16 protein-coding genes are annotated in these 17,098 nt (G+C 40.3%); 13 read left to right on the top strand and 3 right to left on the bottom strand.

Translation table 11 applies throughout. The annotated features are described in order from the left end of the window. The first annotated feature begins 3 nt into the window (after positions 1-3). The 6 genes from PVK79_RS15000 (at position 4) to PVK79_RS14975 (ending at position 7,083) form a co-directional block, all read left to right on the top strand. Positions 4-645, top strand: coding sequence for an MBL fold metallo-hydrolase (locus tag PVK79_RS15000; RefSeq protein WP_145233146.1), 642 nt, complete (start codon positions 4-6; stop codon positions 643-645). Positions 646-734: 89 nt separating this feature from the next. Continuing rightward, complete coding sequence (locus PVK79_RS14995; RefSeq protein ID WP_016707271.1) at positions 735-1,193, top strand: Lrp/AsnC family transcriptional regulator; 459 nt, start codon at positions 735-737, stop codon at positions 1,191-1,193. A 123-nt stretch (positions 1,194-1,316) separates the two neighbouring features. Further along, positions 1,317-2,873: a SulP family inorganic anion transporter gene (locus PVK79_RS14990; protein ID WP_145233147.1), complete on the top strand. Its 1,557-nt coding sequence runs from the start codon at positions 1,317-1,319 to the stop codon at positions 2,871-2,873. A 268-nt stretch (positions 2,874-3,141) separates the two neighbouring features. Further along, positions 3,142-4,755 carry an ABC-F family ATPase gene (locus PVK79_RS14985; protein WP_145233148.1) on the top strand — a complete coding sequence of 538 codons (1,614 nt, stop codon included), beginning with the start codon at positions 3,142-3,144 and terminating at the stop codon, positions 4,753-4,755. A gap of 222 nt (positions 4,756-4,977) precedes the next feature. Continuing rightward, positions 4,978-6,489: a BCCT family transporter gene (locus PVK79_RS14980; RefSeq protein WP_274803909.1), complete on the top strand. Its 1,512-nt coding sequence runs from the start codon at positions 4,978-4,980 to the stop codon at positions 6,487-6,489. A 210-nt stretch (positions 6,490-6,699) separates the two neighbouring features. Then, a complete protein-coding gene (locus PVK79_RS14975; RefSeq protein WP_182759329.1) occupies positions 6,700-7,083 on the top strand; it encodes a hypothetical protein in 384 nt (127 codons plus the stop codon). Here PVK79_RS14975 and fghA read toward each other — a convergent pair. Further along, positions 7,037-7,879 (bottom strand): S-formylglutathione hydrolase, encoded by an 843-nt coding sequence (fghA, locus tag PVK79_RS14970; protein ID WP_182730618.1) that lies wholly within the window; start codon positions 7,877-7,879, stop codon positions 7,037-7,039. The two genes, PVK79_RS14975 and fghA, sit on opposite strands and share 47 nt — an antisense overlap. Positions 7,880-7,938: 59 nt before the next feature. Beyond that, positions 7,939-9,060: an S-(hydroxymethyl)glutathione dehydrogenase/class III alcohol dehydrogenase gene (locus PVK79_RS14965; protein WP_145233151.1), complete on the bottom strand. Its 1,122-nt coding sequence runs from the start codon at positions 9,058-9,060 to the stop codon at positions 7,939-7,941. Between the two features lie 117 nt (positions 9,061-9,177). Between PVK79_RS14965 and PVK79_RS14960 the strand changes: the two genes are divergently transcribed. The 5 genes from PVK79_RS14960 to PVK79_RS14940 all read left to right on the top strand — a co-directional run bounded on the left by PVK79_RS14960 (position 9,178) and on the right by PVK79_RS14940 (position 13,870). Beyond that, positions 9,178-10,047 carry a LysR family transcriptional regulator gene (locus tag PVK79_RS14960; RefSeq protein ID WP_179959209.1) on the top strand — a complete coding sequence of 290 codons (870 nt, stop codon included), beginning with the start codon at positions 9,178-9,180 and terminating at the stop codon, positions 10,045-10,047. A gap of 137 nt (positions 10,048-10,184) precedes the next feature. Then, positions 10,185-11,402 carry a lipoprotein-releasing ABC transporter permease subunit gene (locus PVK79_RS14955; protein WP_145233153.1) on the top strand — a complete coding sequence of 406 codons (1,218 nt, stop codon included), beginning with the start codon at positions 10,185-10,187 and terminating at the stop codon, positions 11,400-11,402. Continuing rightward, positions 11,395-12,093 (top strand): lipoprotein-releasing ABC transporter ATP-binding protein LolD, encoded by a 699-nt coding sequence (gene lolD / locus PVK79_RS14950; RefSeq protein ID WP_145233154.1) that lies wholly within the window; start codon positions 11,395-11,397, stop codon positions 12,091-12,093. Before PVK79_RS14955 ends, lolD begins: the two co-directional genes overlap by 8 nt. Next, positions 12,083-13,327, top strand: a complete 1,245-nt coding sequence (locus PVK79_RS14945; RefSeq protein WP_257326089.1) for a lipoprotein-releasing ABC transporter permease subunit — start codon at positions 12,083-12,085, stop codon at positions 13,325-13,327. The genes lolD and PVK79_RS14945 overlap by 11 nt, the downstream gene beginning before the upstream one ends. Positions 13,328-13,336: 9 nt before the next feature. Next, positions 13,337-13,870 carry a DUF924 family protein gene (locus PVK79_RS14940; RefSeq protein ID WP_182759328.1) on the top strand — a complete coding sequence of 178 codons (534 nt, stop codon included), beginning with the start codon at positions 13,337-13,339 and terminating at the stop codon, positions 13,868-13,870. Here the strand turns inward: PVK79_RS14940 and PVK79_RS14935 are convergent. Next, complete coding sequence (locus PVK79_RS14935) at positions 13,867-14,631, bottom strand: spermidine synthase (protein ID WP_182777622.1); 765 nt, start codon at positions 14,629-14,631, stop codon at positions 13,867-13,869. The two genes, PVK79_RS14940 and PVK79_RS14935, sit on opposite strands and share 4 nt — an antisense overlap. 135 nt (positions 14,632-14,766) lie before the next feature. Between PVK79_RS14935 and PVK79_RS14930 the strand changes: the two genes are divergently transcribed. Together PVK79_RS14930 and gdhA are read left to right on the top strand one after the other, a co-directional pair. Beyond that, on the top strand, positions 14,767-15,240 hold the full coding sequence (locus tag PVK79_RS14930) for a YehS family protein (protein WP_145233406.1): 474 nt from the start codon (positions 14,767-14,769) through the stop codon (positions 15,238-15,240). 334 nt (positions 15,241-15,574) lie between these two features. Continuing rightward, positions 15,575-16,927, top strand: coding sequence for an NADP-specific glutamate dehydrogenase (gene gdhA / locus PVK79_RS14925; RefSeq protein WP_257326088.1), 1,353 nt, complete (start codon positions 15,575-15,577; stop codon positions 16,925-16,927). Positions 16,928-17,098: the final 171 nt, after the last annotated feature.

Below are 17,098 nucleotides of genomic sequence, written 5' to 3'. Positions count from 1 at the left end.
CATATGGAAATAATTACCGTACCGGTGACCGCTTTTGCACAAAATTGCCGAGTGGTTATTTGTAAACAAACACGCCACGCAGCGGTTATCGACCCAGGTGGCGACGCTGATAAAATCATTACTGAGCTTGCCAAGCATCAGTTAAGCTTGCAGTGTATTTTACTCACCCATGGCCATCTTGATCATGTCGGTGCGGCAAAAGTACTTGCTGAGCATTTTTCTGTTGATATTGTCGGGCCACAAAAAGACGAATTGTTTTGGTTTGATGCATTACCTATGCAAGCGCAAATGTTTGGCTTTGCACCAATTGCGCCTTTTCATCCTCAGCATTGGTTAAGTCATGGTGATACGTTTACATTGGGTCAATTGCGATTTGACATTCGTCATTGTCCGGGCCACACGCCTGGGCATATTGTATTTTATGAAGCAACACATCAGTTAGTGATAGTGGGTGATGTTATTTTTAAAGGCTCAGTAGGGCGTACAGACTTCCCTAAAGGGGATGCCCAGCAGTTACTTGACTCGATTAAAAATCAAATTTTGACACTGCCTGATGAAACGCGAATTCTATCTGGGCATGGACCTGACACTAAAGTGCTGACTGAGCGCATATCGAATCCATTTATAAGTGGTAAATTTGGTTAGTTGCGCATAATAAATGCATAAAAGTACAAGACTCAACCTATAAACCAATGTATAATTTAACCAATTTAGTAAAATAAATAAGAAATAAAATGTCTCTAAATCATGTTGACCGCCAAATTTTGGCACTGTTACAGCAAGATGCAAGTCTTTCGACCGCTGATATTGCTGATAAAGTCGGTTTATCTCAATCACCTTGTTGGCGTCGTATTGCTAAGCTTGAGCAAGATGGTTACATCAAAGGCAAAGTTGCCTTATTGGATGAGAAAAAGCTCGGCTTTGATATGCTAGTGTACGCTCATGTTCGTTTATCAAATCATGGCCGTACAAATTTAGCTGAGTTTGAACGACTTATCCTAAGTTATGATGAAGTAACAGAATGTTACAGTATGGCTGGCACTATGGACTTTATGTTGCGGATCATTTCTAAAGGCATTGAAGGCTATGAACAGTTTGTTCGTGATAATTTATTGAATCTTGAATTTGTTCAAGAAGTTCACTCAAATGTCACTATGACTTGTGTCAAACGCAGTACATCGCTGCCACTTTAATCGTATCTAATCATGCTAGCGCTATAAAGGCGTTAGCATGTTCCTCTTACTGCAATTGTTAACCTTAGCTTAATTTGTTAGAATTCAGCGCTTTTTTGATACCACACCCCGAAGAGGAATTCAATGTTTAACTTATTAAGCAAGGCGCCGAGCTCTGCTAAAAACGATATCTTATCAGGTATAACGGTTGCCCTAGCGCTCGTTCCTGAAGCTGTTGCATTTGCGTTTGTTGCAAATGTAGAGCCTTTAGTTGGTTTATATGCAGCATTTATTGTTGGCTTGATCACCGCTATTTTTGGCGGCCGCCCAGGTATGATCTCCGGTGCAACCGGTGCACTTGCCGTTGTTATGGTAAGTTTAGTGCTAGATCATGGGGTTGAGTATCTCTTCGCGACTGTATTGCTGATGGGGATACTGCAAATACTAGCAGGGGTGTTTAAGCTCGGTAAGTTTATTCGTATGGTTCCGCATCCGGTGATGCTTGGGTTTGTAAATGGTTTAGCGATTGTCATCTTCTTAGCGCAACTAGGTCAATTTAAGGTGTCCGATGGTCAAGGTGGCATGCAGTGGATGACAGGCACGCCGATGATGATCATGCTAGGATTAGTCGCTTTAACGATGGCTATTATTCACTTTTTGCCAAAGTTGACTACAGCTGTGCCATCAACATTAGTCGCTATTGTTACTGTAACCGCCATTGTTATCGGATTTGATTTAGAAGCGCGTACAGTACTTGATTTCTTAAAAGATATGACTGGTGACAGTGCGGCAACTATTGCTGGTGGTTTACCACAATTTCACATTCCAATGGTGCCATTTACCTTTGAAACACTGAAAATTATTTTACCTTATGCACTTATTTTAGCGGCAATTGGTTTAATTGAATCACTATTAACCCTTAGCCTGATTGATGAAATCACAGAAACCCGTGGTCACAGCAATAAAGAATGCATTGGTCAAGGCGCTGCAAATGTTACCTGTGGTTTCTTTGGTGCGATGGGGGGCTGCGCGATGATTGGTCAATCAATGATCAACATTAACTCAGGTGGTCGTTCGCGTTTATCTGGTATTACAGCAGCATTAATGCTCCTAGCATTCATTATTTTTGCCGCCAGTTTGATTGAAATGGTGCCGCTGGCAGCATTGGTTGGCGTGATGTTTATGGTGGTATTAGGCACCTTTGAATGGGCGAGTTTCAAAATGATGAAACGCGTCCCAAAATCAGATGCTTTTGTCATTGTATTAGTATCGGGTGTAACGGTGATAACTGACTTAGCAATTGCAGTATGTGTGGGTGTGATTGTGTCAGCCTTAGTATTTGCATGGCAACATGCTAAACATATTTTTACTACAAACTACATTGATGAAGAAGGTTCTAAAGTCTACGAACTACACGGCCCATTATTTTTTGGCTCAGTGAAAAAGTTCGCGGAGTTGTTTGATGTTAAAAATGACCCTAAAGACGTTATCATCGAATTTAAATACAGCCGAGTGGCAGATCACAGTGCCATTGAAGCAATTGATACTTTAGCTGATAAATACACCAAGGCAGGTAAGCAGTTGCATTTACGCCACTTGAGCCCAGACTGTATACAGTTATTACATAAAGCGCGCGACTTAGTAGAAGTTAATGTAATAGAAGATCCAACTTATAAAGTTGCTTCAGACAAGCTTGCTTAAACGAGACGTTTGATAAAAAAGCGAAGGCACTGCCTTCGCTTTTTTATTGCTATCGAACAAATCATTGGCTGAAACCGTAGATGACATTAAAATTTATTTAAGTCACATAAAAACCAGTGCTCGGTGAGTCAATTATTGAGACTAAGCTCGACTAGTGCAGCTAGTGCCTGTATAATTCGCGGCCTCTTTATACCGTCTTATTGCCTGTATTAACTTTTCCTTATTCAGCGAACAGTGTACTTGTCAGTATTTGCTTAGGAAATTCATTTTGATCTCTACCGCTAATATCACCATGCAGTTTGGTGCCGAACCCTTGTTCGAAAATATCTCCGCTAAATTTAGTAACGGTAATCGTTATGGCTTAATTGGCGCCAATGGATGCGGTAAGTCAACCTTCATGAAAATCCTCAATGGCTCATTAGTGCCAACATCAGGTAACGTATCAATTGGCCCAGGACTGAAAGTCGGTAACTTAAGCCAAGATCAGTTTGCATTTGAGCAATACTCAGTGGTTGATACTGTGATCATGGGTGACGTTGCATTATGGAAAATAAAGCAAGAACGTGAACGTATTTATTCACTGCCAGAAATGAGTGAAGAAGATGGTATGAAAGTCGCTGAGCTTGAAAGCGTTTTTGCTGAAATGGATGGTTACAGTGCAGAAAGCCGCGCGGGTGATATTTTATTAAAAGCGGGTATTGAAGAAGAATTTCATTTTGGTCTAATGTCACAAGTAGCCCCAGGCTGGAAGCTGCGCGTCTTACTTGCGCAAGCCTTGTTTGCTAACCCTGATATTTTATTACTGGATGAGCCAACCAATAACTTGGATATTCATACCATTAGCTGGTTAGAGCACGAACTTAACCAGCGTAAATGTACCATGATCATTATTTCTCATGACCGCTATTTTCTTAATGCGGTATGTACTCATATGGCTGATATTGATTACGGTGAGCTGCGTATTTACCCAGGTAACTACGAAAAATACATTGAAGCATCAACACTTATTCGTGATCAATTACTTGCTGGTAATGCTAAAAAGCAATCTGAAATTGAAGAGTTACAAGATTTCGTTAACCGCTTTGGTGCTAATGCGTCAAAAGCAAAACAAGCGAGTTCACGTGCTAAACGCATGGATAAAATCAGCTTAGATGAAGTGAAGTCGTCAAGCCGAATGGCGCCGTCATTGTATTTTGATGAAGGTAAAAAGATGCACCGCCAAGCATTGATCTTAGAAGACTTTGGCCATGGTTTTGACGGTGAAGTATTGTTTGAAGGCGGCGAGCTGATTTTAGAAGCGGGTTCAAAACTTGCGATTATTGGTGAAAACGGTGTTGGTAAATCAACCTTTATTCGCTGTTTAGTGGGTGAACTTGAAGCTAATCACGGTGTTGTAAAATGGTCAGAAAATGCATCGATTGGCTATTGTCCGCAAGATAGTAGTAAAGACTTTGATAACGATTTAACCTTGTTTGATTGGATGTCACAGTGGCGTACAGCCAAGCATAACGATTTAATGGTGCGTGGCATGTTAGGTCGGTTATTGTTTACTGCGGATGATGCGAATAAAAAAGCTAAAAACTGCTCAGGTGGTGAGAAAAATCGCCTATTGTTTGGCAAATTAATGATGCAAGACGTAAATGTTTTGGTGATGGACGAACCGACAAACCACATGGATATGGAAGCCATTGAAGCGCTTAATAATGCATTAAAAGGCTTTGAAGGTACGCTGATTTTTGTCAGCCATGACCGTGAGTTTGTTTCATCATTGGCAACTCGTATTATTGATATTCGTGACAAAGAAGTGGTTAATTTCCACGGCACCTTTAACGAATTTATGGCAAGCCAACAAGAGCAAGCGAAGCTTTTGGCTGCAAAGTAAAGTTTATTGATCTCAGTTTTATTAAATGCATGATCATGCAAGCGAGTTCAAGAGCTCTGTAAATCAATATAATTGGTATTAAGTATCAGAAAACCGGCTGCGGCCGGTTTTTTTGTGTCTAAATTATGTAAAATTAAAAAGTTGCTTTGGTGTAGCTTTAAAGCGTCGTAACGTTAGCGCTGATAAAACCGATTTAATTAGTATAATTTTTAAGGTATCTATGTGGTAATTAAAGCTCGTATTCCTAAATTAGTGTCGAATCTTGAAAAACTAGCGCTCACCTTGTGTGTGCTATTTGTTAGCGGGGCTCTATTATTTCCTGATATGCTCACCGCGCATATTCAACCACTGATCATTAATGCATTATCAGTGTTGGGTGGACCATTTTTTCTGTTAGTTAATTTTTTATTGATAAGCGTTATTGTGCTGGCTATTAGCCCTCTCGGACAACGTAAAATAGGTGGAGAGCATACATCTGTCGAGTTTTCAACTTTTGGTTGGTTGTCAATGTTATTTGCTGCAGGAGTGGGATCGGGTTTAATTTTTTGGGGCGTAGCTGAGCCAGCCATGCACGTATTGCAACCGCCATTAAAGCAAAGTCTTTACCCTGATAGACAAGGTGCTGCATTGGCTATTACGTTAGTAAACTGGGGCGCTCATGCATGGGCACTCTACGCAGTATTTGGCTTAGTCTTAGGTGGTTTGAGCCATAACAGTGGCAAAGCGGGAGATATAAGTGCTCCGGTGTTGAGTGTAACAACTTCATTTTTAAGTCGCGAAGGGCAGCTAAAGTGTAAATACGTGATCCAGTTAGTGGCCATTTTAGCTATTTTTTTTGGTGTAGTTGGCACGATTGCAAATTCAACATTATTACTACGAAAAGGGATTGAGCTTGAGCTTGGCATTAACTCGCCTTGGTTAGTTGGTTTGATTATTATTATGTTATTAGCGCTGTTGTTTAGCTTATCTGCGCGCTTAGGATTAAAAAAGGGTATTCAAACACTCAGTCAATTTAATGTTTTTTTAGCATTTGGAGTACTTATTTGGCTCATCATGATGGTACCACTACAACCGATTATAGATGTGGCGATCAGTGGCGTTAAATTTTATAGCCACTTATTAGTGACAGGGACATGGCAATTATCAAGTCAACTAAATGATCCTGCTTGGGCTAATAGTTGGACGTATAATTATTATTTTTGGTGGTTAGCGTGGGGACCTTTTGTTGGGGTTTTTTTAGCTAAAATAAGTCAAGGTCGGCCAGTTTGGCAATACATTGTTGGCGTAGTAATTGTGCCAACTTTCGTCACTTTAATTTGGTTTAGTGTTTTTTCGGGATCTGCTATTGCTTGGGATAGCGGCCATAGTAGTGGCATTATGGCCGCTATTAAAACTGATTATACACAAGGCTTATTTGTATTTTTTAAGCAGTTAGGTTGGCAAGGAGGTGTGCTTATTTGGTCGAGCTTATTATTATTACTGATTTTTGTTGCTACTTCGGCAGATTCTGCAATTTTAGTGATCCGTAATTTAGCGGGGACAAAAAGCAGTCATCGATTTAGTTTGTATGTGTGGTCTTTTACTTTAGCTCTAAGTAGCTGGGTATTGTTATTACAAAATAATGAATTACTTAACCGTAGTATTGCAATTATTGGTGCAGTGCCTTTTTTGTTTATTTTTATTTTGCAGCTTATAGGATTTGTAAAAGAGTTTATGAAGGAGTTACAAGAGTAGTTAAACCTATTACTGTTGCTATGATCGAGCTAGTTTAAACTTTTAATTACTTTATTGTCATTCACTTACAGTGTTTTATACTTGTTCGTTTATAGTGGGTATTCCAGATACAACCACTAAGCAATACTAATTCTATTAAAAACTGGCTCATTCGAGGTAGTTAAATAATAACTCACGCATTTAAGCAATGGGATATAAAGGATTAAATTTATGTTCAAGCACTTTATTAGCGTTTTACTTGTCAGCCAATTACTAAGCGCGTGCACTGTAGCGGGTGTATTAGTTGATGGAGTTATTTATTCAAAAGCGGATACAAATTATGATGCTGATTTAGCGCAGGCCCCCGCACATGTATCGCCTCAAGATAATACTTACTTTAGTCATGAACAGACTTTGTCATTTGCGGACTTAGGCATCGAAGTAGATCGTTTTTTAGTGGGGTTAGTGCAAGAAAGCTCAGAGCCTACTCTGGTATGCAAAAGAATAACTAAATCAATACAACAATGTGAGGAAGTAACGACTGACAACCTCACAGTAGAGGATACAATTAACGCTGAAGATACACTTGATGAAATGATAAGTGTTCGTCGATAAAGCTGCTGATAAAAAAGTAACTATGATCGTAGCCTGCGTGCATATTCAACGTTAGCGGGTAATTAACTTGCTTTGCTACTGCAGTTAGGTTGTCTGGTTTTAGTTGCTCGACTAAAAAATTATCGGCATCACCTTGGTCAATACGCATTGGTAAAAATTCGTTACTGTGTGCCTTTTTCATTAGTTCACAGCTATCGTAATTGGCCCATTGTGATTGATCATCTCCTAAGTACTGACTAAACGCTTTTTGCCCCCAAGGACAGTCAATAGGGTTAGTGATTGGGCTAAAAGCAGAAACACTGGTGTAACTTTTTGGATTGCGCAATGCAATCATCAACGCACCGTGCCCCCCCATAGAATGCCCGCTAATCGCTTTTTTATCAGTCACGGGAAAGTGCTGTTCAATTAGCGAAGGCAATTCATTTACCACATAATCATACATATTATAGTGCGTGTTATAGGGGGCTTGGGTGGCGTTTAAATAAAACCCTGCGCCTTGGCCAAAATCATAACTGTCTTGGTCTGGCACAGTGTCGCCACGAGGACTGGTATCAGGTGCAACGATAGCAATACCAAGCGCTGCCGCTTTTTTAAATGCACCTGCTTTTTGCATAAAATTTTCATCCGTACAGGTTAAGCCTGATAACCAATACAGCACCGGTACTTTATTAGTTTGGCTGGCACCGGGTGGCAAGAAAATAGCAAACCGCATTGGGCAATGGGTGCTTGTAGATGTATGGCTGTATTGCTTGTGCCAGCCACCGCTAACTTTTGTGGCGCTTAAATTATCTAACATGGATTCCTCGCTAAAATACCACATAGCTTACACCCTATGTGGTATCTGTATTTTTAATATTAGTAGTGGATCACAGTACGAATACTTTTGCCTTCATGCATTAAATCAAACGCGTCGTTTATGTCTTCAAGACCCATGGTATGAGTGATAAAGTCATTTAATGCAAATTCGCCAGCCATGTAACGTTCAACAATCTCAGGTAGTTGTGAACGACCTTTAACCCCACCAAATGCGCTACCACGCCAGACGCGGCCAGTGACTAGCTGGAATGGGCGAGTTGAAATTTCTTGTCCTGCACCAGCAACACCAATGATCACCGATTCCCCCCAACCTTTATGACAACATTCAAGGGCTGAGCGCATGACATCAACATTACCTATACACTCAAATGAGAAATCAACGCCACCATCGGTCATCTCGACAATAACTTCTTGAATAGGCTTATCGAAATCTTTTGGATTGATCAAGTCTGTGGCACCTAATTTAGTGGCTAAATCAAACTTAGATGTGTTGATATCAATACCGATAATACGCGAGGCACCAGCCATTTTCGCGCCGATAATTGCTGATAAACCAATACCACCTAAACCAAAGATAGCAACGGTATCGCCTGCTTGAACTTTTGCAGTGTTTGTGACCGCGCCCATACCAGTTGTAACACCACAGCCCAGTAAGCAAATTTCTTCAAGTGATGCTGCTTTGTTTACTTTAGCCAGTGAGATCTCTGGCAGTACCGTATATTCAGAAAAGGTTGATGTGCCCATGTAGTGATAAATTGGTTGGCCATCTTTGAAAAAGCGAGTCGTGCCGTCTGGCATTAAGCCTTTACCTTGCGTTTCACGTACAGCGGAACACAAGTTTGTTTTGCCTGAAGTACACATTTTACATACACCGCATTCTGCAGTATATAAAGGAATAACATGATCGCCCACAGCAACACTGGTTACGCCTTCGCCGATAGCATAAACAACACCAGCGCCTTCATGCCCTAAAATGGCTGGGAAAATCCCTTCAGGATCGGCACCTGATAATGTAAATGCATCGGTGTGACATACGCCAGTAGCAGTAATTTTTACCATTACTTCGCCTTTTTTAGGCATCATTACATCCACTTCTTCTACAGATAGTGGTTGATTTGGACCCCAAGCAATTGCGGCTTTTGATTTTATAAATTCAGACATAGTAATTCTCTTGCTGGTTAAATACGAAGATGACTTGAAAACAATAACGCTATTTTATTTGTTTCTCAAACAATGTTAATCTTCATTTTAATAAAACACTTTTACAGTATGGTAATAATGAGTCGTTGGTTAGGCATAGACGAATTTATCGCAGTCGGTGAAGAAGGCAGCTTTACCCGCGCTGCAACCACATTAGGGGTATCCGTTGCACACATAAGCCGCCATGTAACGCAATTAGAGCAGCGCTTAAATACCCAATTATTAACGCGTACTACCCGTAAAGTTGTACTGACTAAAGAAGGCGAAGTCTTTTTACATCAAACAAAACATTTACAGCATGCAATGGACGACGCCACCGCGTTATTAGCACAACAGCAAAATGCTCCTAAAGGTAAAATTAAACTTACAGCTCCGGTTATGTATGGCGAAAGCTTCGTGATGCCAGCAGTGCATACTTTTATGCAACTGCACCCTGATGTAGAAGTGGTGATGGCGCTGAGCAATGAACAAGAAAATTTACTTGAGGGCGGCTTTGACTTAGCTATTCGCCTTGGTCATTTAAAAGACTCTAGCTTAAAAGCACGACGCTTAAGTGCACGTCATTTTGTAATTTGCTGCTCAAAAGCCTATTTAGCCCGTTTTGGCGAACCTCACACATTAGCTGAATTACAGCACCATCAATGCTTAGTCGGCAACAGCAGTTATTGGCGGGTGTGTGAGCAAGGGCGTGATAAACATATTAAAATTGCGGGGCGGTTACAGTGTAATAGTGGCTGGGCGTTAGCTGATGCAGCTAAAAAGGGTCTTGGCATCATACAAGTGCCAAACTACTACATTGAGAGTGATTTAGCCACGGGTGATTTAGTGCCTATTTTAACCAATAATCAGCCAAAACCAGAAGGTGTATGGGGAGTGTATCCTCCGCGACAATTTGTTGCGACCAATGTCAGAGCATTACTCGATCACCTTATTAAATCTCTAAACTAAAAGTTTAAATAAAGCGGCTTAATTTTGATACAGCAGTTGATTTGTCATGAATTTTTACACTTTTGCGCATACCCAATGGCGCTTTATTTATGCTAGTATGAGCGCTGAATTGGCATTAAATGTGACCATAAATAATTATGTTTCAACCTGTTAGCCTGTTTATCGGGCTGAGATACAGTCGCTCCTCGAAAGGGAACGCATTTATCTCTTTTATTTCGTTTTTCTCCATTGCCGGTATCGCCATTGGTTTAATGGCATTATTTACTGTCAGCTCAGTGATGAATGGTTTTGAAAATAACCTTAAAACCAATATGTTGGGCCTCATTCCTCATGTTGAAATTGCGTCTGATGGACAAACTCAAGCACAAATGATCCAGCTGCAAGATACCATTGTTGCGTCCAAATTTGTGAAAAGAGCGAGTTTGTATCGCCATGGTGAAGCCATTTTACAAACCAATCGCGATTTACATGGCGTGCTATTGCAAGGTTTGTACGACGATAACGCATCGCTTTATAAAATCAGCGATAAAGTTATTCAAGGTAATTGGCAAACAGTCATGACATCGCGCTATCACATTGCGGTTAGTCGTTATTTAACACGTAAACTGGGAATTGGTTTAGGTGATAAAGTGCGCGTGATCATGCCTAATGCGTCAACCTATACACCTTTAGGTCGCGTACCAAGCCAACGTTTGTTCACCGTTGCTGCCATTTATGAAACAGGTTCTGAAATTGATATGGGACTTGCTTTTACTAGCGGCGAATCGCTACAACGGGTATTAAAGTTGCCACAAACTAGTGCTCCTAATTTGAGTATTTCACTGAACGATCCTTTTCAACTAGATGCCTTTAGCGCTTCAGCTAGTGCAATTTTAAGTCAACATACAGTCACCGATTGGCGCCAGTCACAAGGTACTTTGTTTGCAGCAGTCGCAATGGAAAAACGCATTATGTCGATGCTGCTGGCGCTGATTGTATTAGTTGCGGTATTTAATATTGTCTCTGCGTTGACCATGATGGTGAGCGAAAAACAAAGTGAAGTGGCTATTTTACAAACGCTTGGCTTAACGCCGGCTCAAGTGCAGCAAGTATTTATGATCCAAGGTTTGTACAATGGTTTGATTGGCACCAGTATCGGTGCAGCCCTTGGCTTATTACTCAGTGCTTATATCAACGAAGTGCTGGCAGGCATAGGTTTAAACTTGTTAACAGGGATTGCCTTACCAGTAAAATTTGACGTAATGAGCTTATCGCTGATTGCCGTAGGCAGTATTACCATGAGCTTTTTAGCCACTTTATATCCGGCGCGTAAAGCTGCCAATGTTAGCCCAGCAGAGGTATTGCGCTATGAATGATTTAGTTATCCAATGTGAACAGTTAAGTAAAGTGTATCAAGATGGTGAAAATCACGTTGAGGTTTTAAAAGGGGTTGATTTAACCTTACAACAAGGTGAGATGCTGGCTATCGTTGGCAGCTCTGGTTCTGGTAAAAGTACTTTACTGCACATTTTGGGGACTTTGGATTCACAAAGTGCCGGTGTGGCAAAAATTAAAGGTCAACAAGTTGCTAAGCTATCACGTGCTGAGCAAGCAAAATTTCGTAATGAGCATTTAGGGTTTATTTATCAGTTCCATCATTTATTAATGGAGTTTAACGCGTTAGAAAATGTTGCGATGCCGCTTTTGATCAAAGGTCTCAGCGCTAAAAAAGCCAATGCTAAAGCCCTCGTAATGCTCGATAAAGTAGGGCTATCGCACCGTAGTAGCCATAAACCATCAATGCTCTCTGGTGGAGAGCGTCAACGGGTGGCAATTGCGCGGGCATTGGTGAGCGAACCTGATTTAGTATTGGCCGATGAGCCAACAGGTAACTTAGACAAACAAAATGCGATTAAAATTTACGATTTGATCAAAGAGCTTAATAGCAGTTTGAATACCAGTTTTGTAGTGGTGACGCACGACTTAGAATTAGCCGATAAGCTGGGTAAAATTGCTTACCTTGATGATGGGAAATTGGCAATTAAAGAGGCCAGCCATGTTGCTTAGTGCCTATTTAAGTAAACGTTTTAGAGCAAGCTCCGGCAGCAGCGATGAAAAAAATGGCTTTGTTAGTTTTATTGCCAAAGCGTCAACCATTGGTATTTTACTCGGCGTTGCAGTGTTAATTGTTGCTTTGTCGGTGATCAATGGCTTTGAACAACAACTAGTACATCGCTTATTAAGCGTTGTGCCACAAGTTGAATATGTTGCGCCTAATCGTCCAATTGATAACTGGCCGGATAAAGTTCAAAAGCTCTCAGAGCAACGTGGCGTAACCGGTGCAGCACCTTTTATTAGTGTCAATGGCATGGCGCAATACAAAAGTGAACTAAAAGCGGTTGAAGTGCGAGGGGTTGATCCTGCTCTAGAAAGTGACGTATCGGCGGTTAATCAGTTTACCCATGGCAAGTTGGTCAGCCAAATAAGCGAAGACGAAATTATTTTAGGCCAACAAATTGTTAAACAATTAGGTGTTAAGCAAGGGGAGTTAATTACCCTATTGATCCCGCAAGTTAACGAGATAAGTACTGAGATTTTAGCACCCAAAAGGGTCACTTTAACCCTTGCGGGTATTATTGAAATGGGTGGCCCTATTGATAGTTCTGCTGCCTTCATCCATCTCAGTAAGGCGCAATCAGTACTTGGTTATGAACCACTGCAAGTAACAGGGCTTCGCTTAGCAGTAACCGATGTTTTTCAAGCGCACCAAATTGCGCTACGGGTTGGCCAAACAATTGATGATTATGTTTATATCTCTAGCTGGTTTAGAACCCAAGGTAGCTTATACCAAGATATACAAATGGTCAGAACCATTGTTTATATTGTGGTGTTTTTAATCATTGCGGTGGCAAGTTTTAATATTGTTTCGTCATTAGTGATGGAAGTACGTGAAAAACAGGCCAACATAGCGATATTAAAAACCATGGGCGCTAAAGACATTACGATATTAGCGACCTTTATTTTACAAGGACTTAGCCAAGCATTTATTGGCGTGGTACTGGGCTCATTTATAGGTGTGATACTGGCGCTGAACATCAGTGAGCTTTTTACCCTACTGAGTCAGTTGTTAGGCTCAAACCCGCTGGAAGGGGTGTATTTTATTGAGTTTTTACCCAGTAAGCTGGTATGGCAAGATATTGTGATCACTGTTATTGTAACTTTTGTGTTGGCAGTGTTAGCCACTATTTACCCTGCATGGCAGGCAACAAGAGTGGATCCAGCCAAGGTATTAGGCAACTAAGGGAAATTTATGTTTAGTTATCAAGTAGTAATTGATTATTGGTTTGATGAACTTGGTCCATCTGGTTGGTATAAAAAATCTGATGCTACAGATATTAAGATACGAGATACATTTAGTGATCTGTTGATAGCTATTACAAAAGGCGAGTATGCGTCTTGGCGAGTGACTGCCTTAGGTGCATTAGCTGAAGTGATTGTGCTTGATCAGTTTTCTCGTAATATTTACCGGGATACCCCTCACGCGTTTAGTCAAGATCCGCAAGCGTTAACATTGGCACAGTTGGCAATCGAAAAAGGCTTTGATCAATTATTACCTGTTGAGCAGCGGGGGTTTTTTTATATGCCGTTTATGCACAGCGAATCGAGCTTTATACACCAACAGGCGATGGTATTATTTAAAGGTTTGAGTAATGAAGATTATGAACTTGCCCATAAAAATATTATCGATCAGTTTGGTCGCTACCCACACCGAAATGCTATTTTAGGGCGTCAGTCCAGCGCCGAGGAAGTTGCGTTTTTAGCTCAACCAGGCTCGCATTTTTAATCAAGCTTAGGTATATGAAATAATTGTTTAATTTCAGCAGCTAAATCAGGCGAGCTAAAATTGTTGTGCTGTTTTATCTGTTCAATATTAATAGCATCAAGGCGTTGCTCACTGGCGATCAGCACAATATTTTTATATTGGTTAAATTCAATCACCACAATATGACTGAATAGACTTCGAAGTGTCGTTAGTAGAGCGATTAATTGTTGTTTATTTTTTGCAGTAAAGTTGATGCAGATCTTACCGTATGTGCTAAGTCGAGCATGACAGTCGCACAAAAATGCCTGCTTTTGTAAAAACGCTGGCTGCGATTTACCACTAAAAACATCAATTAAAATCACATCAAATTTGCGGCTACTTTGAGCAATAAATTGTTCAGCACATTGCGCTACAATATGATTGTTGTCATTGAGGAAAAAATACTGCTTAGCTGCTTTAATTACATTCGGATTAATTTCGACAGTCGTTAATTCAAATCCGGCTTTATTAGTCACTGCTCGTTCAAAACAACCGCTGCCTAAACCTAAATTTAATATCTGTGAGTAGGGTTCGCTACAAAGCAAGAATAGCAGCATAGCTTGATTTACCGGATTACATACTTGCTGCGGTTGTGATTTTTCCATTACACCTTGTAAAGTTAGCTTATCCCCGAGTGTAAGCCAACGATAATCAGCATTTTCAAAAATCTTTAGCGTGTCTTGCTTACTTTGGATTGTTGCTACTAGGTATGCATCGGTAGTAAATGGCGTTAAATCAATCATGCCGTTCCTTCATAATGGGGATGTTGAGCAAAACAAAAAATCAATAGGGTGACCTTGTTAACTCTGCTAAACTGTATGGCTACTCATAAGCCAGCAATACCTGCTTGGTTGTCTTATCTTACTCTGGAATTTACTTTGACTAATAATGATATTTTACGCCGCCTTCGCTATACCTTTAATTTAGCTGATACTACCATGATTGAAATTTTTGCTGCAGCAGATCATGACGTGACTCAACAACAAGTGATTGGTTGGCTAACCAGAGAAGGGGAAGAGGGTTACGTAGATCCAAGTGATACTGAGTTTGCCATTTTTTTAAATGGTTTTATTAATACAAAGCGCGGTAAGCGCGACGGTGAGCAACCAGCGCCAGAAAGTAAATTAAATAATAATATTATTTTAATGAAATTACGTATCGCATTAAATATGAAAACGGAAGACGTGATCGATGTCCTTGCCTTAACTGATTTTAGTTTGAGTAAGCATGAGTTAAGTGCATTTTCTCGTAAAGCCGATAACAAGCATTATCGTGTATGTAATGACCAAATATTACGTAACTTTTTAACTGGTTTACAGCTACAACTTCGTCCAGAGGCAAGCGGCGAATAATTTACGTGTTCATATCCGTATTTATATCGTACGGATATGATTTTTAACCCCACTTTAAGCATCGGTGTTTTAAGCTGCTCTCTGCGTTAGTATTTAAATCTTTATTTATTCACATCTCATAAATTTATATTCTTTTTTAATGAGCGTTAATTGTTGCTCTTGCGTATCAACTCAAAAATAATTCACGTTATCGAACGTTAAATATATAGGTTTATCATGTTACAGTGTTAAAAATATTACAATTTTTAAGGCTCTTAACTAGATGACCCATAAACTTGATCACGTCTATTTTAACATCTGAGACAAGCATAACTTTTAACACGGAAGAATAATTATGAATTATATCCATGATACCATTGCACATTTAAAACAAACTAGCCCAGCACAATGCGAATTTTATCAAGCCGTTGAAGAAGTGCTTGAATCACTTGAACCTATTCTTGAAAACTCAGCCGACTATCAAAAAAATGCGATTATTCAACGTCTAGTTGAACCTGAACGTCAAATTATGTTTAGAGTCCCTTGGGTTGATGATGACGGTAATATTCATGTCAATAAAGGCTATCGAATTGAATTTAACTCAAGCTTAGGTCCATACAAAGGTGGTTTACGTTTCCATCCAAGTGTAAATGCCAGCATCATAAAATTTTTAGGGTTTGAGCAAATTTTTAAAAATGCGTTAACTGGCTTACCGATTGGTGGTGGTAAAGGCGGCGCAAACTTTGATCCTAAGGGTCGCTCTGACAGCGAAATAATGCGTTTTTGCCAATCATTTATCAACGAGCTGTATCGTCATATCGGCCCAACCACCGATGTGCCTGCGGGTGATATTGGCGTTGGGGCACGCGAAATAGGCTATATGTTTGGTCAATATAAACGGTTGACCGGACGTTACGACGGTGCGTTTACCGGCAAAAGTTTATTGTGGGGTGGATCATTGGCTCGAAAAGAAGCGACAGGATATGGCGCTGTTTATTTTGCCAATTACATGTTGCAAGACAATGATGACTCACTTAAAGGTAAGCGCTGTTCAGTTTCTGGTGCCGGGAACGTGGCAATTTACGCGATGGAAAAACTTTATCAATTAGAGGCAACACCTATCACTTGCAGTGATTCAAGCGGTACGCTGTATCATGAATCAGGTATTGATGTTGCACTTGTTAAAAAGCTTAAAGAAGGTGCGCGTGAAAGTTTAGCTGTCTATTTAGAAACCCACAGCGATGCGAAGTATATTGCTTGTGCAGATTACCCAAGTGATGGACATGCGGTATGGCGTTTTGTTGCTGATGCTGCTTTTCCCTGTGCGACGCAAAATGAGTTAACTGAAGCTGATGCGCGAACGTTAATAAGCAATGGCTGTATATTAGTTTGTGAAGGCGCAAATATGCCAAGTACTAAAGAAGCGGTCGATGTGTTGCTTGCTGCTAAAATAGCCTATGGCCCTGGCAAAGCAGCTAATGCGGGTGGTGTTGCGACGAGCCAATTAGAAATGGCGCAAAATGCCAGTATGCAAATGTGGACATTCGAAGAGGTCGATACTAAGCTGCAACAAATAATGAAAAATATCTTTGATACTGCAAGTAATACAGCCGCTGAATTTGATCAACCTGGTAATTTAGTGTTAGGTGCTAATATTGCTGCTTTTCGTCGTGTAGCAGATGCTATGATTGAGCAAGGTGTTGTTTAACATACGATAGTTTTACTATGCATAAGCCCACTATATTGGTGGGTTTTTTATTGACGTATATTTGTTCATACCGCGATTATTATCCCGTTTATCTAACCAATCAGTGATTGAACGAGTTAAACAGGTGTTGGTCTCAAAATTATTTGCAGCAGGTAACTGCTCACGTATTGT

The organism is Pseudoalteromonas rhizosphaerae (assembly GCF_028885455.1).
Taxonomy (GTDB): domain Bacteria; phylum Pseudomonadota; class Gammaproteobacteria; order Enterobacterales; family Alteromonadaceae; genus Pseudoalteromonas; species Pseudoalteromonas rhizosphaerae.
Note: the sequence above shows the minus strand (reverse complement) of the source record. Positions and strands in the feature narration are given on the sequence as shown.